Below are 21,398 nucleotides of genomic sequence, written 5' to 3' on the forward strand. Positions count from 1 at the left end.
AACTCTCTCCGTGGTGGATAGTTTGCGGCGCAGCCGCTCGCTGGCCGCTGCTCTATTGGGCCGCAGCCGAGGGTGCAAGCGCCACGAGCTTGCCCGGGTTGAGGATGCCGAGCGGGTCCATCGCCGCCTTGACCGCGCGCAGCGCCGTCAGCCGCGCCGGCGACGACAGCCGTTCCAGCTCGGCCAGCTTCATCTGGCCGATGCCGTGCTCGGCGGCGATCGAGCCCCCCGCTGCGATCACCAGATCGTCGACGAAGCGCGTCACCACCGGCACTTGCTCGCCATACCAAAGCGCGGGATCGGTCCCCGACGCCGCGCGCACGTGGAAATGGACGTTGCCGTCGCCGAGATGGCCGAAGCCGCTCGCATGCGTCCCGGGGAAGCGCGCCTCGCACGCCGCCGCCGCCTCGATCATGAAGCGCGGCATCGCATCGACCGGCACCGACAGATCGTGCTGCGACGCCGGGCCGAGCGCGCGCTCGGAATCGGAGATCGATTCGCGGATCCGCCAGAAGTCCGCCGCCTGCGTCGCGGTCGCCGCCAGCGTCGCATCGGCGATCAGCCCGTCCGCCAGCGCCTCGCCGAGCAGCCGCTCCATCAGCGCGTCGCCGGCCGGATCGGTATGTTCGATCAGCAGATGCCAAGCCGCCGCCGCCGCCACCGGTGCGCGCAGGCTCGGCACATAAGCGAGCACCGCGGCGAGCGATTCACGCGGCAGGATCTCGAAACTCTCCAGCGCCTCGGTCGCCGCCTGGAAGCGGCGCAGCAGCGTCAGCGCCGCCTGCGGATCGCGCACCGCCGCCCAAGCAGTCGCGCGCACCGCCGGCACCGGCACCAGTCGCAGCGTCGCCGCGGTGACCACGCCCAGCGTCCCCTCCGCCCCGACCAGCAATTGCGTCAGGTCGTAACCGCGATTGTCCTTCTTGAGCGGCGCGAGCCCGTCGTGCACGCTGCCGTCGGCGAGCACCACCTCGACGCCGGCGACCAGCCCGCGCATCGATCCGAAGCGCAGCACCTGCGTGCCGCCGGCATTGGTCGAGACGAGCCCGCCGATCGTCGCATTGCCCTTGGCGCCGAGCGTCAGCGGAAAGCGCCGGTCGACGGCGAGCGCGGCGTCGTGCAGGTCGGACAGGATCACCCCCGCCTCCGCCACCGCCAGCCCCGCCGCTGCATCGACGCGGCGGATCGCAGTCATCCGCCGCAACGACAGGATCAGCGCCGAGCCGTCGGCGGGCGGCGTCGCCCCGCCGACCATCGAGCTGTTGCCGCCCTGCGGCACCAGCGGCACGCGATGCCGCGCGGCGGCGGCGACGACGGCGGCCACCTCGGCGGTCGAGGCAGGCGCGAGGATCGCCGGCGCCGCGCCGTGGAAGCGCCGCCGCCAGTCGACCAGCCACGGCGCGATCGCGGCGGGATCGGTGACGATCCCCTTGCGTCCCAATACGGGAACGAGCGCGTCGAGCATGGCGGTCTGCGCGGGTGTCATGCCGCGTCCGCTAGGCCAAGTTCATCGCCTGTTCAACGATCCGGACTAAGGGGCGGGGTCTGACATGCTGCATCCCGCATTTCCCATCCTGCTGATCGCCGTCGCGGCGCCCGCCGCCGCCGCGCTCGGCGGCGGCGCGGGCCAGCGCGACGGCACGCTGCTCGCGCAGATGACGATCCACGAGCGCGTCATCATCCGCCTGCCGCTGATGGGCGCGGCGCGCGCCGCCATTCCCGCGCCGGTGCGCTACAAGGAGAAGAAGGGGCCGAAATGCGTCGCCGCCGCCGATCTCGGCGGCGCGCTGATCCAGACCCCCGGCGCGGTCGATCTGGTGATGAACGGCGGCAAGCGGCTGCGCGCGCGGCTCGACAAGGATTGCGGCCCGCTCGATTATTACGGCGGCTTCTACTTGCGCCCCGCCGCCGACGGCCAGGTCTGCGCCGGCCGCGACGTGATCCGCATGCGCTCCGGCGCGAGCTGCGGCATCGCGACGTTCAAGACATTGGTCCCGGCGAAGTAGCAAAGTTCTCCCCCGCCAGGGGGAGGTGGCACGGCAAAGCCGTGACGGAGGGGGAGGTTAGGGCGGGAGCCCGGTAACGAAGCTCCCGCACTTACCTCCCCCCCCACCACTAGGCTTGCGCCGAGCGGTCCCCCGCCGGGTGGGGCTATCGCATATGAACGTTCATTTGAGCCCACCGTCTTCCAATTCCACCCCGTCACCCCGGACCCGTTCCGGGGTCCACCCTGCGGCGAGGAGAACGGCTTGAGCCGGTGCCATTCCCTTGCGGCCCAGTGGACCCCGGAACGAGTCCGGGGTGACGGACATGAAGAGGAAGCCGGCCGAGCCTCGCCACCGCGCCCATATGCAATGGCCCTCCCCTCCCCCTGGCGGGGGAGGACTTGCCGCACCAATTCTTGACTTTTGCGCCCGAATCCGCAAGCGCCAGCCGCAACGGTATCGCACGCGCGCGTGACCGTGACTTATCCGGACCTTTGCATGAGCCTTTTGGCATGAGCTTCGCCGACCTCGGCCTTTCCGACGAACTGCTCAAGGCGGTCACCGACGCCGGCTATACCGAGCCGACGCCGATCCAGGCGTCGGCGATCCCGTCGGTGCTGATGATGCGCGACCTGATCGGCATCGCGCAGACGGGGACGGGCAAGACCGCCGCCTTCGTGCTGCCGATGATCGACATCCTGTCGCACGGCCGCAGCCGCGCGCGCATGCCACGCTCGCTGATCCTCGAGCCGACGCGCGAACTCGCCGCGCAGGTCGCCGAGAATTTCGAGAAATACGGCGCCGGCACCAAGCTGTCGATGGCGCTGCTGATCGGCGGCGTATCGATGGGCGACCAGATCAAGGCGCTCGAAAAGGGCGTCGACGTGCTGATCGCGACGCCGGGCCGCCTGATGGACCTGTTCGGTCGCGGCAACATCCTGCTCACCGGCTGTTCGATGCTCGTCATCGACGAGGCGGACCGGATGCTCGACATGGGGTTCATCCCCGATATCGAGGAAATCTGCACCAAGCTGCCCAAACAGCGCCAGACGTTGCTCTTCTCGGCGACGATGCCGCCGCCGATCAAGAAGCTCGCCGACAAGTTCCTCGACAATCCGAAGATGATCGAGGTGTCGCGCCCCGCCTCGACCAACCTCAACATCAAGCAATTCCTCGTCCCCGTCTCCGGCAATGCGATGAAGAAGCGCGAGGCGCTGCGCCAGTTGCTGGGGCAGGACGAGGTGCGCAACGCGATCATCTTCTGCAACCGCAAGACGACCGTGCGCGAGCTCAACAAGAGCCTCAAGAAGCACGGCTTCAAGGCGGGCGAGATCCATGGCGACATGGAACAGGCGCAGCGGATCGCCGAGCTCGACCTGTTCAAGGACGGCAAGATCAACATCCTCGTCGCCTCCGACGTCGCCGCGCGCGGGCTCGACATCAAGGGCGTCAGCCACGTCTTCAACTTCGACGCGCCGTGGCATCCGGACGACTACGTCCACCGCATCGGCCGCACCGGCCGCGGCGGCGCGACCGGCATCGCCTATACGCTGATCACCAGCGAGGATGCCGAGAACATCCAGAACATCGAGAAGCTGACCGGCCAGAAGATCGACCGGCTCGACCTCGGCGCCGCGCCCGAGGCGGAGGCGCCCGCCGCTGCCGCTACCGCCGCGAGCGAGGAACCGCGCCGCGGCCGCCGCGACCGCACCACCACGCGCGGTGAGAGCCGCCGCGACCGCCCCGCGCGCGCGCCGGTGGCGGAGGCTGCACCCGAGGTGGTCGAGGCGCCCGCCGCCGTCGAGGAACCGCGTCGCCAGCCCCGTCAGGAGCGCCGCCCCGAGCCGGAATTCGCGCCGCCGCCGCGCCGCGACATCCGCCCCGACGGCGGCCGCCGCCCACGCCGCGACGAGCGCGACGACGGCCCCGACGACGGCTGGAACGGCCCGATCCCGGAGTTCCTGAAGGCGGTGATCGGGGGATAAGCTCAAGTCCTCCCTCGCTTTAGCGGGAGCGCAAGGTTGGATTGCCCCCGGCAATCCAAGATCATGCCGGGGGCATGATCGACCTTGCGCTGGGGACCGCCCGCGTCAGCGGGTGGTGGAGGGGGCGTTTCCGCATACGACCACGTTCGCCGTATCCTCCCCCTCCGTCACGCCCTTCGGGCGCGCACCTCCCCCTGGCGGGGGAGGAATGGAATGTCCTCGGCTATTGAAGGTGCGTCTCTGCGCCCCCCCTCAAGCCGCCGCCGCGATCGCCGCATCGTCCAGCGCCGCCGCCCGCCGGAACCCCTCGCGCGCCGTCAGCCGCGCGACATAATTCTCGAACGCCGCGCGCTTCGGCATCGACCCGAATTGCTGTCCGAACATCACCTGCGATCCGACATAGACGTCCGCCGCGGTGAACCGGTCGCCGGCGATGAACGGATGCGCGCCCACCGCCCGCTCCAGCACGTCGACGACGCGATCGTAATCGCCATAGCCGACCATCCGCTGCTGCGCCTCGCTCGGCACCACGCCCAGCGAGCGATTGGTCACCGCCGCCTCGATCGGCCCCGCCGCGAAGAACAGCCAGCGATAATAATCCGCGCGCTCCTCGTCGCGTGGCCCCAGCCCCGCCGCCGGGAACGCATCGGCGCAATAGGCGCAGATCGCCGCGCATTCGGTCACAGTCTTGCCGCGATGGACGATCGCCGGCACCTTCGCCATCGGATTGACCGACAGATAGGGCTCCTGCTTCATCGTCGAGGCATAATCGAGCACGACGGTGTCATAGTCGACCCCCGCCTCCTCGAGCATCCAGCGCGCGATCCGCCCGCGCGAGCGCGGGTTGGTGTAGAAGGTCAGCTCGGCCATCACGCGGCTCCCGTCACAGGTTTTTGGCGAACAGGTCGAGCATCCGCGCCCAGGCGCGTTCGGCCTGCGGCGGATTGTAGACCTTGCTGTCGATCACGCACCAGCCGTGCATCGCATCGGCATAGACCTCGATCTCCGCCGGCCGCTTCGCCGCGGCGAAGGCCTCGCGCAACGCCACCTTGTCATTGGGGCTGCGCGCATCGTCGTTGCTGGCGATCGCGATGAGATAGCCACCCGTGAGCTGCGGCACGAGCTTGTGCGGACTGTCCGGCGCATCGCTGACCAGCCCCGCGCCGTGGAAGGACGCGCCGGCATGCACCCGCGTCGGCCGCGCCGCGGCGGTGCGCAGCACCATCGGTCCGCCCATGCAATAGCCCGCGCTGCCGATGCCGCGCTTGGTGTCGACCTCCTTCTGCAGGTCGAGGAAGGCGAGGAAGACCTTGGCGTCGCTGGTCGTCGCCGCCGCGTCAGCCGGGCGTCGTCCTCGACGGTAAGTTCGTCGCACATGCCTGCTCTCCCAATGCTTTGGGAGAGGCTAGCGCAGCGCGGGACAAGGTACCAGTCTCCTGTCCGTTCGCCCTGAGCCTGTCGAAGGGCAAACGGAGGAAGAGAAGCCTAACTCACATCACCGCTTGAACGGATCCTGGAACAACGCCGCCGCGGCCGAGGCCGGGTCCTGATCCGCCACGTCGACGCCGCGCGCCGCCGCGTCGCGCTCGGCGCGCAGGCTGGCGATCAGCGCCTCGCGATCGCCCTCCAGCCGCGTGTCGGTCGGCGCGGCCTCGTTGCCCGACGCCTTCGACGCCTTGGCCACCGCCGCGTCCAGCTCGCGCTGCGTCGTCAGGCCCAGCGTCACCGGGTCCTTCGGCGTGATGTTGCCGATGTTCCAGTGGCTGCGGTCGCGGATCGCGGCGATCGTCGTGCGGGTGGTGCCGATCAGGTTGCTGATCGCGCCGTCGGTGATCTCGGGATGGTTGCGGATGATCCAGGCTATGCCGTCGGGCTTGTCCTGCCGCTTCGACACCGGCGTGTAGCGCGGGCCCTTGGTGCGGCGGACCTGCTCGGGACCCTTGATCATCTTGAGGCGATAGGCGGGATCGGCCTGGCCCTTGTCGATCTCGTCCTGCGTCAGCTCGTGCGCGCGGACCGGATCGCGACCGGTCAGCTTCGAGGCGGCGGTATCGTCGGCGATCGCCTGCACCTCGAGGATGTGGAGGCCGCAGAAATCGGCGATCTGGTCGAAGGACAGCGACGTATTGTCGACCATCCAGGACGCGGTCGCATGGGGCATAAGGGGCTGGGCCACGGGTGAACTCCGTCGGATCTTTTGGGTCGGAAACAAATAGGGCCGCCCCTTACCGGAGCGGCCACGCCATAACCCCCTGTGTACCCCGCGCCGCTACGAAGGGCAACCCGAGTGTTCGGGTCGCCCTCCGACGATCATTTGGGCAAGGCGTAGGCGATGACATGATCGCCGAGCCTGGTGCCGAGCGAGCCATGCCCGCCCGCGACGACGACGACGAACTGCCGCCCGCTCGCCGTCGAGCGATAGGTCATTGGCGTCGCCTGCCCGCCCGCCGGCAGCCGTGCGCGCCACAGCACCTTGCCGGTGCGCGTGTCATAGCCGCGGATGTAATCGTCGATCGCCGCCGCCATGAACGCGACGCCGCCCGCGGTGGTGATCGGCCCGCCGAGCGACGGCACGCCGAGCTTGAACGGCAGCGGCAGGATCGTCTCGTCGCGGATCGTGCCGTTCTTATGCTCCCACACCTTCTTGCCCGTGGTCAGGTCGATCCCGGCGACATAGCCCCAGGGCGGTTGCTGGCACGGCAGGCCGGCGAACGACAGGAACGGGTTCATGTCGACCGCGAACGGCGCACCGGTATTGGGGTTGTAGCCCGCCTCCTGCGACCCGCGGCGATCCGATCCGCCCGCCGGACCGCGCTCTCCCGGACCGCCGGTATCGTCGGCGCGCGGCACCAGCCGGTCGACGAACGCGACGTAATTGGGATGCGCGAAGATCAGCTGCCGCACCGGGTCGATCGAGATGCCGCCCCAATCCATCACCCCGAAATTGCCCGGGAACACCAGCGACCCGCGCAATGACGGCGGCGTGAACGCGCCCTTATAGTCGAGCGACCTGAAACGGATGCGACACCACAATTGGTCGATCATCGTCGCCCCCCACATATCCTTCTCGCGCGCCGGCGCGGGCATCAGCGAGATAGCGGACAGCGGCTGCGTCGGCGACGTATGATCGCCCGGCGCGGCGCCCGCCGGCACCGGCGTCTCGGGAGCGGGGAAGATCGGCCGGCCGGTCCGCCGGTCGAGCACGAACAGATTGCCCGTCTTGGTCGACTGGACCAGCGCCGGCACCCGCCCGCGCCCCGGCAGGTTCAGGTCGACCAGCGCGGGCTGCGCCGGCACGTCCATGTCCCACAGATCGTGGTGCACCGTCTGATAGACCCAGCGCGGTTTGCCGGTAGCGATGTCGAGCGCCAGCACCGACGTCGCGAACCGCTCGGTCGTCGCGGGACGCTGCCCGCCCCATTGGTCGACCGCACCCATCCCCATCGGCAGATAGACGAGCCCCAGCGCCTCGTCGGCGGCGGGCGTGCTCCAGCTATTGGGCGACGACGGCGTATATTGCTTGCCCGCGCCGAGCGGCGCGGTGTCGTTCGGGTTGCCCGGATCGAAATTCCAGACGAGCCTGCCCGACGCCGCGTCATAGCCGCGGATCACGCCCGAGGGCACTTTGGTGGCGATATTGTCGAACACCGCGCCGCCGGTGATCACCAGCCCGCGCGCGACGAGCGGCGCCGAGGTCACCTGATACCAGCCCTGGTTGTAATGCGGCTGACCCGGCAACAGGCTGACCGTGCCGCTTTGCCCGAAGCTGCGGCACAAGGCCCCCGTCTTCGGATCGAGCGCGATCAGCCGGCTGTCGTTGGTGGCGAGGAAGATCCGCTGCGGACAGTCGCCGACACTCGCCCCGGCCCGCGCGCCATCCCAATAGGACACGCCGCGGCAGGTGAGATGCTGCATGTTCTTCGCCGATGTGGCGATCTTCGGATCGAAGCGCCAGCGCTCCTTGCCCGTCTCGGCGTCGACCGCGATCACCCAATTGTGCGGCGTGCACAGATAGACGGTGTCGCCGACCTTGATCGGCGTCATCTCGTACGTCGTCTCGCCGGGATCGCCCTCGCGCTTCAGGTCGCCGGTCTGCAATTGCCATGCGACCTTAAGCTTACCGACGTTCGCCGGCGTGAGCTGCGTCAGCGGCGAGAATTTGTCGCCGTACCAGCTGCGCGCATAGGCCTGCCAGTCGTCGTCCGGCACGCCGTGCAGATTGGCGGCGAGCGCGTTGCGCGGTCCGGGCAGCGTGCCGTCGAGATTGTGGACGTCGCGGGTCAGCGCCACCGCGCCGAACACCGCCGCCGCGCCGAGCGCCACCGCCAGCGGCCCCGCCGCGTGCAGCCAGCCGGTGCGCGGCACCAGCCGCTTCACCGTCCACGGCAGCGCGAGCACCGCGCCGAAGATGAAGATCAGGTCGCCGCGCGGCACCAGCGGCCACCAGTCCGCGCCGATCTCCGCCCAGGCCCAGACCACCGTCCCGATCACCAAGGCGGCGAAGACGTGCAGCGCCGCCGCATGCCGCCGCCACAGCAGCACCGCGGTGACGAGCATCGCCAGCCCCGCGACCGCGTAGAACAGGCTGCCGCCGAGCAGGATCAGCCACCCGCCGCCGACCAGATTGAGCACCCCGAACGTGCCGATGATAACGGCAAGGATATGGGGCCACCGGGCGGGATGGCGGGACTGGGACATGCGGCAACTCCGGTTCGTTCCTGACACTACCGCCGCGCCGCAGCAATGTTCCGTTACAATAACGATTTTGCAATGCGCTTCGCATGTCCGGGCTGCGGCGCGGAGGACGCGGAAAGGAGGGGCACTAGCGTCGTATCCGCCAGCGACTGCCGGGTCGAACGGCCACCGACAGCCAAAAGGATGGTTCACGCGAAGGCGCGAAGGCGCGAAGAAGACGGGATCATACGGAGGCGTGGGGACGCGACGCCCGAGACACGCGCATCCCTCCCCACGAGCGCGGCCCTGCTCACTCTTCGCGCCTCCGCGCCTTCGCGTGAACATATTGGCGCGCAGAGGTGCAGAGAACGCAGAGACAGGGTGCGCACAGCCGAACCCACATCGCCCATATCGATTGTAAAAATGCGCCTTCGGCGACGAATGCGACACCTCTCTGCGCCCTCTGCGCCTCTGCGCGCAAACCCCTTCTTCTCTCCGCGCCTCCGCGCTGCGTGACCCCTATTTGCCCAGCCAGCCGTCGCGGAACGCCAGTTGCGCCGGCGTCACCGCCACGCCAGCGGTCTCGCCGCGCACCACCTCGAACGACGGATCGGCAGCCAGTCGCAGCACCGCATCGCGCTCCACCCCGCGCTGGCGGAAGCGCACCGCGACGCGGTCGCCCGGCCTGTGCGCCGCCAGCACCGCCTGCGCCGCTGCGGCATCGCGCACCGGCGCGCCATCGAGACTCAGCACCACGTCGCCCCGCTCCAGCCCGCCGGCATAGGCAGGCCCGTCGAGACGCGGCGCGTCACCGACGGTGACCACCCCGCCCTCGCCGCCGACGAGGCTCATCCCCGCCCAGCCGCGCGTCGCGTCGACGGGGCGCAGCACCAGCCCCGCCTGCCGCAGCAGCGGCGCATAATCGGGCAGCCCGCTCGCATGCACGGACCCGTCGAAGAACGCCTTGGCGAAGGCGGGATCGCGCGTCAGCTCGGCCAGTCCCCGCTCCAGATCCGCGGGCGTATATTTGAGCTCGGTATCGCCGCGCGTCGTCCAAAGATGGCGCATATAGGCATCGAGCGAGAGCCCCGGATAGCGCTGCCGCAATTGCAGATCGAGCGCCAGCGCCACCACCGCGCCATAAGGATAATAGGACACGAAGATGTTGGGATTGACCTGATCGATCGCCTTGGCGGCGTCGACGAAGGGCGCGCGCAGGCTCATCTCCTCCGGCCCGCCGTAGCGCCGCGCCGGGCTGTTCACGACGCCGCTCAGCGTACCGCCCAGCCCGCGCAGGAAATCGTCGACGCTCATCTCGCCGGCGCGGCGGATCAGCAGCGGCCCGTAATATTGCGTGAAGCCTTCCGCGAACCACAGGCTCGGCGTCGGATTGGCTCGGGTGAAATCGAACGGCTCAAGCTCGGCGGGCCGCAGCCGCTCGACGTTCCAGCTATGCACGAACTCATGGCTCAACGTGTTGAGCTGCGCGAACTTCGCCTCGGCGAGCCCGCGCTTGTCGGTGATGATCGTCGAGTTGCGATGCTCCATGCCGTCGCCGGTGATCTGCGGCAGATAGTCGGCGATGAACGTATAGGTGCCGTAATCGTAGCGCGGCGCCTGCCCGAACAATGCATAATGCTGCGCGATCACCCGCTTCACCTTGGCGGTATAGGTATCGAGATCGGCGTCGCTGCCGGCGTGATGCACCGCCAGCCGCACGACATAGCGTTTGCCCAGCGCATCGATGACCGGCCATTCGCGCAAGGCGAAATCGCTGATCTCGGTCGGGCTATCCATGAAATATTGCAGGTTCGGCGCCCAGAAGCTGTTCGCGCCCCTGGCGGCGGGAAGCTGCGTCGCGATCCGCCACTTGGGGTCGAACGGCGTGAAGCGCACGCGGATCGGCTGCGCGTCATAGCCCTCCGCCCACAGGAAGGTGGCGGGCATGTTGAGGTGCGCATGCGTCGTGTCGATCTGCGCATAGGTGCCGTCGCCCCAGTCGCCGAACAACGTGTAGGTGACGACGACGGTGCCGTCGTGTCCGGCGACCGTCCAGCCATAGGGATCGCTGCGGATCAGTCGCAGCGGGCGCCCTTTGCCGTCCTTCGCCGACACCGCATAGACGTTCTTGGCGAATTCGTGGATCGCATAGCGTCCCGGCGACGAGCGTGCCATCCGCACGCGCAGCGGCCCCGCCGGCACCCGCGCGAAGGTCGCGGTGATCTGCGCCTCGTGATGCACCGCATTGGGGAAGGCGACGTCATACGCCGTGCCGGCGCGCGCCCCCGGATCCTGCGCCTGCTGCGCGACGACCGCCTGCGCCGCCGTCTGCGCCTGCGCGGCGGCGGCCGCGAGCGCGATCGCCAGCACCGCTGCCGTCATTCTCGTCATCATGTTGCTATCCCTCCGCCTGCCGCCACCGCATACCTATAGTCGCGCCGTTTCGATCGGGTCCACCGTCAACAGCCCCGACGAGCGCGTCTTGCCGCATCGCTTCTGACCGGCCGACGTCAAGATGATCACACCCTCCTGCCGGCGGCCGATATTTAGCGGTCGACCACGCGACCGTCGTTGCCCGTTTCTATAATTGGGGAGCCAGGCATGTGCCTCGCCCGCCACGAGGATAGACACTTGCAATTCCGCCGCTTCAACCTCCGCGTCGTCGCACCGCTGATCGGCGCGATCCTGCTGCTGTGGCTGCTCGCCGCGGTGACGCTTCACAATGATCGCAAACTGGAAGCGGCGAATACCGCGGCGCTGGAAGCGCAGGCCCGGGTTTTCGCGCTTGGTGAAATCCGCTCGATCAGCCGCTCGTTGCAACGTGATGCGCTTAACCTGATCACGGAGACCGATCCGGCCGAGCATGCAATCATCGTCAACAAGTTCGCCGACCGATCGCGGCAAATGCGCGAGATGCTGAACGATCTCGAAGAAAAGACGGAGCGCGGCACCCTCCCGAAGGACTATTTCACCCTGTCGAACACCGCCCTTACCGCCATGGGCGAAGTCGCCGCGCAGGCGATCGACGGTGATCGGCAAGGCGCGCTGCATCGCTTGCGTACCACCGTCCGGCCAGCCGAACGCGCCGCCTCGCATGTCGCTGACGCGCAGATCGAAAAGATGGTCGCGCAGGTCGCCGATTTGCGCCGCATCGCCGCCGCCGCGCAGCACGCAGCAAACCGCACGTTGTTGATCGCTCTCGTCTTCCTCAGCCTCCTCGCGGTAGCGGTGGGACTGCTCACCGAGATGACTCGCCGCGAACAGGCCAAGCTGATCGTGCGCAGCATCGGCAGCGGCCTGCACAAGCTTGCCGGCGGCGATCTCACCATACGTATCGAGGGCGTTCTCGCCGGTGAATTCGCCAAGCTGAAAAGCGATTTCAATCACGCGGTCGATGCCCTTGGCTCGGCGCTCGTCACCGTCCGGCAGAGCGCGGCAGACATCGCCGCCGGATCCAAGGAAATCCTGCAATCGTCGGCCGAACTGTCCAACCGGACCGAACGGCAGGCCGCAAGCTTGGAAGAGACCGCCAGCGCGCTCCAACAACTCAGCGGCGCATTGAGCGATTCCGCAGGGCACGCCGTGCGGGTGCGCGGCGTGGTCGCCGATACCCACCAGGATGCCGAACAGTCGGGCAGCTTGCTGAAGGACGCAGTCGCCGCCATCAATCAGCTCGAGAAATTTTCAGGGGAGATCGGCGAGATCCTGTTGGTCATCGACCGCATCGCCTTCCAGACCAATCTGCTCGCGCTCAACGCAGGCGTCGAGGCCGCGCGGGCCGGCGAGGCGGGCAAGGGCTTTGCCGTCGTTGCGCAGGAAGTGCGTGCCCTCGCCGGCCGTTCGGCGGAAGCGGCGATGGACGTCAAGACCCGGATCGGCCGCTCGTCGGAACAGATCGATCTCGGCATCCGGCTGGTCGGCAACGTTGAGGTCGCACTCGGCCGGGTCATCGAGCGCGTCGGCAGCATGGCGTCGCTTACGACCAATATCGCCGACAATATCGAGCAGCAGTCGCTGGCGCTTCAGCAGATCACCGCCGCGGTTGCCGAACTGGACAATGTCACCCAACAGAATGCCGCCGTCGCGGAGGAAGAGACCGCCGCCGCCCGCAAGCTCGTCGACGAGACGCATATCATGACCGATCAGATCGAGAAGTTCCGCTTCACCGAATGGGAAGCCACCAGCGACCTTCTCCCCGAACGCCAGGCGCGGATGGTATGGCCACAACGCGCGGTTGACGTCCCGCCCACCACGATCATCACTGCCCTCAAGCAGCGCCTGCACTGAGCAGCGTGTTCCGGTGCCGAGGCCAAGCCTGTGCCGCCCCCTTGCTGACGGCGCCACAGGCAAGGAGGGATCGGCCTCCGTCCCATTATAGTTTAATGCCGACCTGCAACCAAACCTGCCGCCCGACCACGTCGTACCAGCCGACATTGTACCCTGGAAATCCGGCGCTCTTATCGATCGGATAGCGGTCGGCGATGTTATTGACGGTCAGCTTCAGGTTGGTATCCGGCGTCACGTCGTAGCCGATGCTGGCGTTAAAGAGCGTGTAGGGGGCGTAATGCCCCTTGCCGTCCGCGCTCGGGATCGTGCCGTAACGGATACCGTACAGCGTCGCATGCGCCGGTCCGACGTCCCAGGCAACCGTCGCATTGCCGCGATCCCGCCAATCGCTTTGATAGGCGGGATCGTTGACCAGATCGCACTCCGGATCGCCCGCGAACTGCTGCGCGCTATGCTTGAACGTCCGCGCATAGGCGAGCGTAGCTGCCACCTTACCGTAATCGTCGAAATCCCAATGCTCTTCCGCCGCGGCGTCGATGGGCAACGGATCTGCGCTTTAGCCCGTTAAAGCCGATTCACGATCCCTGTGCATTAAGCCTTCTTCCCCCCGAACAACCGACCGAGCAGCGCCTCCGCCGCCTTGCCGACCGCATCGGCGATCGCCTGCGGATCGGGTTGCGCCTGCGTGCCCTGCGGCGGTTCGGGTGGACGCGGCGGCTCGGGTGCCGCCCCCGGCACCGGCGGCACCGGCGGCACCGGACGCTCCCCCGCCGCCTCGCGCTTCGCCCGGCCCTTCGCCACCGCCGCGGTCGCCGCCGCCGCGGCCATCGTCAGCCCCGCCGCAAGCATCTCGCGCCCCTGCGGGCTGTTCGCTTTCTCCAGCAACGCCCCGCCCGCCTCGCGCAGCTCCTTGGGCAGGCGGATGCCGAGCACCTCCTTGGGGAGCTTCGCCTTCTTCGTCTTCTTGCCCATGCGCGGCCTCTCTGTCTGTGTGTCGCCGAGATAAGACACGCGCGGCGCGTTTCAACGTGGTGCTGGCGAAGCCTCCCGCGCGTTCCTACTTCCCGGACTAGCCCCAGACACAGAACAGAAGTAGAACCCGCCACATGCTGACCAAAATCACCGTCCGCGGCGCGCGCGAGCACAACCTCAAGGACGTCGATGTCGACATCCCCCGCGATACGCTGACGGTGATCACCGGCCTGTCGGGCTCGGGCAAATCGTCCCTCGCCTTCGACACCATCTATGCCGAGGGCCAGCGCCGCTACGTCGAATCGCTCTCCGCCTACGCCCGCCAGTTCCTCGAGCTGATGCAGAAGCCCGACGTCGATCATATCGAGGGCCTGTCGCCGGCGATCTCGATCGAGCAGAAGACGACGAGCCGCAACCCGCGCTCGACGGTGGCGACCGTCACCGAGATCTACGATTACATGCGCCTGCTCTGGGCGCGCGTCGGCATCCCCTACAGCCCCGCGACCGGCGAGCCGATCGCCGCGCAGACCGTCAGCCAGATGGTCGACCGCGTCCTCGCGCTGCCCGAGGGGACGCGCCTCTATCTGCTCGCCCCGGTCGTGCGCGGCCGCAAGGGCGAATATCGCAAGGAGCTCGCCGAATGGCAGAAGGCGGGCTTCACCCGCGTCCGCATCGACGGCGAGATCCACGAGATCGACGAGGCGCCCGCGCTCGACAAGAAGTTCAAGCACGACATCGAGATCGTCGTCGATCGGCTGGTCGTGCGCGGTGACGCCGCGACGCGCCTCGCCGAGAGTTTCGAGACCGCGCTGAAACTCGCCGACGGCCTCGCCTATGTCGATCCCGCCGACCCCGTCGAACCGCACACGCCCAAATCGGAAGTGCTCGGCGACAACGCGCCCGCTGGCCGCATCGTCTTCTCCGAGAAGTTCGCCTGCCCGATCAGCGGCTTCACCATCGCCGAGATCGAGCCGCGATTGTTCTCGTTCAACGCGCCGCAGGGCGCCTGCCCGGCCTGCGACGGGCTCGGCGAGAAACTGCTGTTCGACGAGGATCTCGTCGTCCCCAACCACGGGCTCAGCATCAAGAAGGGCGCCGTCGTCCCCTGGGCCAAGTCCAACCCGCCCAGCCCTTATTACATGCAGGTGCTGGGATCGCTCGCCCGGGAATTCGACTTCAGCCTCGACACGCCCTGGGCCGATTTGCCCGAGGCGATCCACGCGCTGATCCTGCACGGCAGCAAGGGCAAGCCGGTCACGCTGACCTTCGTCGACGGCAAGAAGGCCTATGACGTCAAGAAGCCGTTTGAGGGCGTCGTCGGCAACCTCAACCGCCGCCTGCTCCAGACCGAGAGCGCGTGGATGCGCGAGGAATTGTCGAAATACCAGAGCTCGCGCCCGTGCGAGGTCTGCCACGGGGCGCGCCTCAAACCCGAGGCGCTGGCGGTCAAGATCGCGATGAAGGACATCGCCTATGCCACGCATCTGTCGGTGGTCGACGCGCTCGCCTTCTTCACCGATCTGCCCAATCATCTCGGCGACCAGCAGCGCGCGATCGCCGAGCGCATCCTGAAGGAGATCGTCGAGCGCCTCGGCTTCCTCAACAACGTCGGCCTCGACTATCTCAACCTCGATCGCACCAGCGGCACCCTGTCGGGCGGCGAGAGCCAGCGCATCCGCCTCGCCAGTCAGATCGGCAGCGGCCTGTCGGGCGTGCTCTACGTGCTCGACGAACCCTCGATCGGTCTTCACCAGCGCGACAACGACATGCTGCTCGCGACGCTCAGGCGCCTGCGCGATCTCGGCAACACCGTACTCGTCGTCGAACATGACGAGGATGCGATCCGCACCGCCGATTACGTCATCGACATGGGGCCGGGCGCCGGCGTCCACGGCGGCCAGATCGTCGCGCAGGGCACGCTCAAGCAGATCCTCAAGAGCAAGACGAGCATCACCGCCGACTATCTCAACGGCACCCGCCAGGTCCCGGTGCCGGCCAAGCGCCGCAAGGGCAACGGCAAGCAGCTCACCGTCCACAATGCGCGCGCCAACAACCTCACCGGCGTCACCGCGAGCATCCCGCTCGGCACCTTCACCTGCATCACCGGCGTGTCGGGCTCGGGCAAGTCGAGCTTCACGATCGACACGCTCTATGCCGCCGCGGCGCGCGCGCTCAACGGCGCGCGCATCCTCGCCGGCAAGCACGACAAGGTCAGCGGCCTCCAGCATCTCGACAAGGTGATCGACATCGACCAGTCGCCGATCGGCCGCACCCCGCGCTCGAACCCGGCGACCTATACGGGCAGCTTCACACAGATCCGCGACTGGTTCGCCGGCCTGCCCGAGAGCCAGGCGCGCGGCTACAAGCCCGGCCGGTTCAGCTTCAACGTCAAGGGCGGCCGCTGCGAGGCGTGCCAGGGCGACGGCGTGCTCAAGATCGAGATGCACTTCCTCCCCGACGTCTACGTCACCTGCGACGTCTGCCACGGCGCGCGCTACAATCGCGAGACGCTGGAGGTGAAGTTCAAGGGCAAGAGCATCGCCGACGTGCTCGACATGACGGTCGAGGATGCGGCGGAATTCTTCAAGGCGGTGCCGCCGATCCGCGACAAGATGGAGATGCTGGTCGAGGTCGGCCTCGGCTACGTCAAGGTCGGCCAGCAGGCGACGACGCTGTCGGGCGGCGAGGCGCAGCGCGTCAAGCTCGCCAAGGAACTCGCCCGCCGCGCCACCGGCAACACGCTATACATCCTCGACGAGCCGACCACCGGCCTGCATTTCGAGGACGTCCGCAAATTGCTCGAAGTGCTCCACGCCCTGGTCGAGCAGGGCAATACGGTGGTGGTGATCGAGCATAATCTCGACGTCATCAAGACCGCCGACTGGGTGGTCGATCTGGGCCCCGAAGGCGGCGTCAAGGGCGGCGAGATCGTCGCGGTCGGCACGCCCGAAGTGGTCGCGAAGGAACCGCGGAGCTTCACGGGGAAGTATCTCGCGCCGTTGTTGAAGGCGCGGGGCGGGGAGGCGGTGGCGGCAGAGTAACGCCCGCATTTCCCCAAAATTTTTGCGGCGATGCGCCATCGAGGAATTTTGCGGATTTCTTCGTTAGATCAACGGGCAACGACAGGTGTTGGATTACGTAATCGCAGAGTAAGGTTCCAGGGCCGTCTCGATGTCACTTCCACGTCAAAAAGCGATGGGAAGGTGCTGCCATGACATTCGCAGCCTCTGTGTTCGCCGCTCTTTCGATCGCAACGTCCGCCACCGCGTCGTCCGAACCGCCACCGCCACCTGCCCTGCAGGCACTGGTCGTCTCATCCGATTATCAAGCAAATATCGCACGCCTGTTTTCGCAATTGCCGGCGCCTGTTCTCCAAAGGTGCCCGTCGTTGATATCGAAGGGCTCTACGGTGACGATGATCGAGCCGGTATCGTTCGCGCCGGATGGATATCCGACGTCCGGACTTTGGGAGCAAAGCTTCCCGGTAAGCGGGTGCGGTAACGATACGACGATCAACTTCTTTTTCCGAGCCCAGTCCGACGAGAAGATAACCAGTATCGTCGGAGTTCCGGGAGAAACCCATGCCGACGTGATATTGCAAAGCGATGCGGTCGGGATGATGGCAACGGCAGTGAAAGCTGCCGCCCCCAATTGCGAACAGATCACTGTGCAAGACAGCAAATATCTGGGACCGGTCGGAAAATCTCACAAGGCTTGGCAGGAAAGCTGGCTGCTCGCAGTTTGCGCCCGCCCCACCCACATAACGCTGACCTTCACGCCCGACGATACCGGCACGAAGATATTGGTATCGCCTGTTAAACAGATGCCGTGATCCGACCCGAGAAAGAAATCGAAACAAGCGGAACACCCTATGATCATTATGGCATTAGTGGCTCAGGTTGCGGCCACCCCGACGTTTGCAGAATTCAAACGTCTTGCTCCTTCGATCGCTGGCGATCTCGTGCTGCAAGGGCAAACACACGGCCGGATCGACTCCGTCATTGCTCCGGTCGGCGGGTTGATCGCTCCGGGCGTGGTTGAGGCAGAGCTCGTGGAACAGCCCGTCGCGACCGAGCGAGGATGTATTAGAAAACGTTGGGCCGTGAGTTTTAGCGCGCCACCCAGTGCGGATATCAATACCGCCACGCTCGCTCGTAGCCACAGCTCAACCGAGATAGGAATGCCGAGGCCGCACGGTTGTCGAACCGCATCCTATGCGCATCTCAATCCCGGTATCGATCAAGCGCAAGGGTTTCGTAGTTTGACGGCGCTGGAGCAGATACGCTTGGGCGCACGCAACCTCCGGTTTCAATGTTCCGATGAAACGTCATCCGGTCTTTGCCGGAATGACCGGACCATCCTCCGCGTGCTGAACACTCTGACGCCATGGGCAATATCGCGGGACGCAAACGATGTTCTCATCTGGCTAGGAACACCGGGTGGGATCGTCACCGAAGTCCGTTTCGACTTGGCGGAACCCAGCCGGGTTCGGGTAACGCGACATATACCCGCACCGTTCTGATCGGTCGGCCCGCCGCTTCGATGAAGGGCTTTCCGTTCTTCCGCCTTGGAGAGCAATGGAGTAAAACGGCATCATGACCGACCTCTCCCCCATCGAGTCGGAATTCACGACCACCGAAGAGGCCGCCGCCTATGACGTATGGTTCCGCGCCAAGGTCGAGAAGGCGATGGCGTCCACGGCGCCTAAAATCCCGCACGATCAGGTGATGGCGGGCATGTGGGAGATCATCGAGCGCGCCAAGGTCAAGTGACGCTTTCCGTCATCTGGGATCCGGATGCGCGCGCCGACCTGTACGAGATCACCAGCTACATCGCCGATCGCAATCCCGCGGCGGCGACACGGATCGGCCTAGCGCTCCAGCACGCCGCCGACCGCCTGCCCGATCACCCCTACATCCACCGCCCCGGCCGCATCGCCGGCACGCGAGAGGCGATCGTCCACCCCAATTACATTCTCGTCTATCGCGTCTCGATCCATGCGATCGAAGTGCTCGCCGTGCTCCACGCCCGGCAGCACTATCCCTAGAGCCCCACCGACCTCCGCAGCGCCGCATTCATCCGCCCCTGCCACCCCGGCCCATCGGCACGAAACCGCTCGACCACATCGGGGTCGAGCCGCAACGTCACCTGCTGCTTGGCATGGTCCCGGAGCGGCGGACGGCCGCGCACGACGCCGTTCGGGCCGAGATACCCCGTCGCCGGGCGAACGACCTCGCCGCCGATCCGCAGTTCGGCGATCTCGAACATTTCCTCCGTCCACTCCGGCGCGTCGTCGGCCGGATCAAGCAAGCTTCCGGCGGAATTTGGCGTGTTCTCGCTCATTGGCCTTCCTCATTGATATGACGCGACGGCCGCCTTCGGTCTCGGTCCAGATCACCACGACCATCCGCTCGTCCAACAGCCCGATCGTCGACCAGCGCGCCTCCGGATAATCGAACCGCTGGTCCTCGAATTCGAACACCGGCCCGTCGAACACCCGGGCGGCGTCGGCAAAGTCGAGCCCGCGGTCGACCAGTGTCGACGCACGCTTCCCGGGATCGAAGCTGATCTCCACATCCGCTCCTTTATGTAGCTACGTAAATCACCGCGTCAACGCATCACCCATGCATTATAGGCGCACCCAACCCCTGTCCTACACCCCCGCGCTTGGCATAGATCGTCGGTCCCCTGGACCGAATCGGAGGGACTATGGCCAAGCCGTTCAAACCCTGGAGCAAGGCACGTTGCGAACGTCAGCGCATCCGCGACGCGGAGCTGCGCGCGCTGAGCGACCGCGCGATCATGGCGGGGGTCGACGCGATCAACGCCGGCGAGGATGTCCCCGCCGCGATCGCCGCGGTCACCGGGCAGAAGCTCGACGCCGACGGCAATCGCGTGCGCGAGGACGATTTCTTCGAACCCCTGCTCCACCTGCGCCGCCAGCGGGTCGACGGCTGGAGCGCCGACACGCAACGTGCCTTCATCGGCGCGCTCGCCGACACCGGCTGCGTCAGCCACGCCTGCAAGGCGGTCGGCGTCCCCCGCAACAGCGCCTATGCGATGCGCCAGCGCGCGACGCACAGCGTCTTCGCGCTCGCCTGGGACGTGGCGATCCAGATGGGGCGCAAGCGCCTGCTCGACATCGCGATGGAACGCGCGCTGGAGGGGCAGGAGGTCGCGATCTGGTATCGCGGCGAACAGGTCGGCACGCGTACCGTCCACAACGACCGGCTGCTCACCTTCCTGCTGTCGCACAAGCCGGAGCCGGCGCATCCCAGGCTCGCGCCGCACGAACTCGCGGCGATGTTCCCACGCTTGCTCGACCTCATCGACGTGGTCCAGCCGCATCCGGCGGCGCAGCGGCTCGCCGCGGACAAGGCGGCGGCCGAGGCGGCGGAGCAGGAGGAGGATGACGATTATTGAAACGATCGGCCGGGATCGTTTCCATCAAGGTGTCCATCTTGTCCACGTTGCCGCATTTTCGCCGCAATTCGGCGTCCGGGCCATGGCGCCGGAGGCTTGCCGATGCGGCATTTCCTGTCATCCTGCCGCGGAACGACAAGAGTCGCCGCGACACGAGAGGACAGCCATGGCCACCAGTCTGCGCGAGCCCGCGCCCCCCGCCCCACCCAGCCTCCGCGACGCGGTCAGCGCGGAGGAATGGGCGCTGCGCGTCGATCTCGCCGCCGCCTATCGGCTGGTCGCGCTCTACGGCTGGGACGATCTGATCTTCACCCATTTGTCGGCGCGCGTGCCGGGGCCGGAACATCACTTCCTCATCAACCCGTACAATATGATGTTCGAGGAGATCACCGCCTCGTCGCTGGTCAAGATCGACATCGACGGCAACACCGTCTCCGACAGCCCGGCGCCGGTCAATCGCGCCGGCTTCGTCATCCATTCGGCGATCCACGCGGGTCGCGAGGATGCGGCGGCGGTGCTGCATCTCCACACGCCGCACGGGCAGGCGGTGTCGGCGATGGCCGAGGGGCTGCTGCCGCACACGCAGACCGCGATGATCGCCGGCCACGACGTCGCCTATCACGACTTCGAAGGCATCGCGACCGAGCTCGACGAGCGCGAACGGCTGGTCACCGATCTGGGGTCGCGACACACGATGATCCTGCGCAACCACGGCACGCTCACCGTCGGCGCGAGCGTCGCCGAGGCGTTCCTGCGCATGTATTTCCTCGAACGCGCCTGCGAGGCGCAGATCCTGATGCTCAGTGCCGGCCGGGCGGGGCTCAACACCCCCAATCAAGGCGTCGCCGAGAAGGTCGAGCAGCAATCGACCGGCCCCGGCATGGCGATGCTCGCCCGCGGCCTCGCCTGGCCCGCGCTGCTCCGCAAGCTCGACCGGCGCGATCCCTCCTATCGGGAGTAAGAAGATCTGTTCGCGCAGAGGCGCAGAGACGCGGAGATGGTCCGGCGGCGCAGCCTCCTCCTTCGACCGCGACTGGGGAAGGCGATGCGTCACCCGCTCGCGCCCCCTCGG

General features: G+C 67.1%; 20 protein-coding genes. 10 read left to right on the forward strand and 10 right to left on the reverse strand.

Annotated elements, in window-relative coordinates; all coding sequences use genetic code 11:
- Window positions 1–52: 52 nt before the first annotated feature.
- Window positions 53–1,486, reverse strand: a complete 1,434-nt coding sequence (locus FFS23_RS03610; protein ID WP_137897490.1) for an FAD-binding oxidoreductase — start codon at window positions 1,484–1,486, stop codon at window positions 53–55.
- Between the two features lie 64 nt (window positions 1,487–1,550).
- Here FFS23_RS03610 and FFS23_RS03615 point away from each other — a divergent pair, with 64 nt between their 5' ends.
- Together FFS23_RS03615 and FFS23_RS03620 are read left to right on the forward strand one after the other, a co-directional pair.
- Window positions 1,551–2,006, forward strand: coding sequence for a hypothetical protein (locus tag FFS23_RS03615; RefSeq protein ID WP_137897491.1), 456 nt, complete (start codon window positions 1,551–1,553; stop codon window positions 2,004–2,006).
- Window positions 2,007–2,497: 491 nt separating this feature from the next.
- Complete coding sequence (locus FFS23_RS03620; RefSeq protein WP_137897492.1) at window positions 2,498–3,970, forward strand: DEAD/DEAH box helicase; 1,473 nt, start codon at window positions 2,498–2,500, stop codon at window positions 3,968–3,970.
- Between the two features lie 252 nt (window positions 3,971–4,222).
- Here FFS23_RS03620 and FFS23_RS03625 read toward each other — a convergent pair whose 3' ends face one another.
- The 5 genes from FFS23_RS03625 to FFS23_RS03645 all read right to left on the reverse strand — a co-directional run bounded on the left by FFS23_RS03625 (window position 4,223) and on the right by FFS23_RS03645 (window position 11,038).
- Window positions 4,223–4,840: a glutathione S-transferase family protein gene (locus tag FFS23_RS03625; RefSeq protein ID WP_137897493.1), complete on the reverse strand. Its 618-nt coding sequence runs from the start codon at window positions 4,838–4,840 to the stop codon at window positions 4,223–4,225.
- A 13-nt stretch (window positions 4,841–4,853) separates the two neighbouring features.
- Window positions 4,854–5,345: a dienelactone hydrolase family protein gene (locus FFS23_RS03630; protein WP_283214439.1), complete on the reverse strand. Its 492-nt coding sequence runs from the start codon at window positions 5,343–5,345 to the stop codon at window positions 4,854–4,856.
- Between the two features lie 120 nt (window positions 5,346–5,465).
- Window positions 5,466–6,146, reverse strand: a complete 681-nt coding sequence (locus tag FFS23_RS03635) for a DUF1013 domain-containing protein (protein ID WP_038663640.1) — start codon at window positions 6,144–6,146, stop codon at window positions 5,466–5,468.
- A 134-nt stretch (window positions 6,147–6,280) separates the two neighbouring features.
- Window positions 6,281–8,668, reverse strand: coding sequence for a membrane-bound PQQ-dependent dehydrogenase, glucose/quinate/shikimate family (locus tag FFS23_RS03640; RefSeq protein WP_137897494.1), 2,388 nt, complete (start codon window positions 8,666–8,668; stop codon window positions 6,281–6,283).
- Window positions 8,669–9,163: 495 nt separating this feature from the next.
- Window positions 9,164–11,038, reverse strand: a complete 1,875-nt coding sequence (locus FFS23_RS03645; RefSeq protein WP_212742902.1) for a M61 family metallopeptidase — start codon at window positions 11,036–11,038, stop codon at window positions 9,164–9,166.
- A 237-nt stretch (window positions 11,039–11,275) separates the two neighbouring features.
- On the opposite strand from FFS23_RS03645, the gene FFS23_RS03650 reads away from it, so the two are divergent.
- Entirely contained in the window at window positions 11,276–12,931 is a 1,656-nt protein-coding gene (locus FFS23_RS03650) for a methyl-accepting chemotaxis protein (protein ID WP_171009345.1), read from the forward strand.
- 85 nt (window positions 12,932–13,016) lie between these two features.
- On the opposite strand, the gene FFS23_RS03655 is transcribed toward FFS23_RS03650, so the two are convergent.
- Window positions 13,017–13,475, reverse strand: a complete 459-nt coding sequence (locus tag FFS23_RS03655; RefSeq protein ID WP_137897496.1) for a porin family protein — start codon at window positions 13,473–13,475, stop codon at window positions 13,017–13,019.
- 47 nt (window positions 13,476–13,522) lie between these two features.
- Window positions 13,523–13,903 (reverse strand): hypothetical protein, encoded by a 381-nt coding sequence (locus FFS23_RS03660; protein WP_137897497.1) that lies wholly within the window; start codon window positions 13,901–13,903, stop codon window positions 13,523–13,525.
- Between the two features lie 134 nt (window positions 13,904–14,037).
- On the opposite strand from FFS23_RS03660, the gene uvrA reads away from it, so the two are divergent.
- The 5 genes from uvrA to FFS23_RS03685 all read left to right on the forward strand — a co-directional run bounded on the left by uvrA (window position 14,038) and on the right by FFS23_RS03685 (window position 18,950).
- Window positions 14,038–16,944, forward strand: coding sequence for an excinuclease ABC subunit UvrA (gene uvrA / locus FFS23_RS03665; protein ID WP_137897498.1), 2,907 nt, complete (start codon window positions 14,038–14,040; stop codon window positions 16,942–16,944).
- Window positions 16,945–17,114: 170 nt separating this feature from the next.
- Entirely contained in the window at window positions 17,115–17,735 is a 621-nt protein-coding gene (locus tag FFS23_RS03670; protein WP_137897499.1) for a hypothetical protein, read from the forward strand.
- Between the two features lie 39 nt (window positions 17,736–17,774).
- Entirely contained in the window at window positions 17,775–18,425 is a 651-nt protein-coding gene (locus FFS23_RS03675) for a hypothetical protein (protein WP_137897500.1), read from the forward strand.
- A 73-nt stretch (window positions 18,426–18,498) separates the two neighbouring features.
- Window positions 18,499–18,675: a type II toxin-antitoxin system RelB family antitoxin gene (gene relB, locus FFS23_RS03680; protein ID WP_137897501.1), complete on the forward strand. Its 177-nt coding sequence runs from the start codon at window positions 18,499–18,501 to the stop codon at window positions 18,673–18,675.
- Complete coding sequence (locus FFS23_RS03685) at window positions 18,672–18,950, forward strand: type II toxin-antitoxin system RelE/ParE family toxin (protein ID WP_137897502.1); 279 nt, start codon at window positions 18,672–18,674, stop codon at window positions 18,948–18,950. The genes relB and FFS23_RS03685 overlap by 4 nt, the downstream gene beginning before the upstream one ends.
- Here FFS23_RS03685 and FFS23_RS03690 read toward each other — a convergent pair.
- Together FFS23_RS03690 and FFS23_RS03695 are read right to left on the reverse strand one after the other, a co-directional pair.
- A complete protein-coding gene (locus FFS23_RS03690) occupies window positions 18,947–19,246 on the reverse strand; it encodes a BrnA antitoxin family protein (protein WP_137897503.1) in 300 nt (99 codons plus the stop codon). The genes FFS23_RS03685 and FFS23_RS03690 overlap by 4 nt on opposite strands.
- Complete coding sequence (locus tag FFS23_RS03695) at window positions 19,206–19,478, reverse strand: BrnT family toxin (protein ID WP_137897504.1); 273 nt, start codon at window positions 19,476–19,478, stop codon at window positions 19,206–19,208. The genes FFS23_RS03690 and FFS23_RS03695 overlap by 41 nt, the downstream gene beginning before the upstream one ends.
- Before the next feature lie 134 nt (window positions 19,479–19,612).
- Here FFS23_RS03695 and FFS23_RS03700 point away from each other — a divergent pair, with 134 nt between their 5' ends.
- Together FFS23_RS03700 and FFS23_RS03705 are read left to right on the forward strand one after the other, a co-directional pair.
- The gene (locus FFS23_RS03700; protein ID WP_137897505.1) at window positions 19,613–20,326 is read left to right on the forward strand and encodes a hypothetical protein; all 714 of its coding nucleotides are present in this window, start codon (window positions 19,613–19,615) and stop codon (window positions 20,324–20,326) included.
- Window positions 20,327–20,492: 166 nt separating this feature from the next.
- Window positions 20,493–21,287 (forward strand): class II aldolase/adducin family protein, encoded by a 795-nt coding sequence (locus FFS23_RS03705; protein WP_137897506.1) that lies wholly within the window; start codon window positions 20,493–20,495, stop codon window positions 21,285–21,287.
- The last annotated feature ends 111 nt before the right edge of the window (window positions 21,288–21,398 follow it).

It is taken from the genome of Sphingomonas sp. 2SG (assembly GCF_005503285.1).
In the GTDB taxonomy this organism is placed as follows: domain Bacteria; phylum Pseudomonadota; class Alphaproteobacteria; order Sphingomonadales; family Sphingomonadaceae; genus Sphingomonas; species Sphingomonas taxi.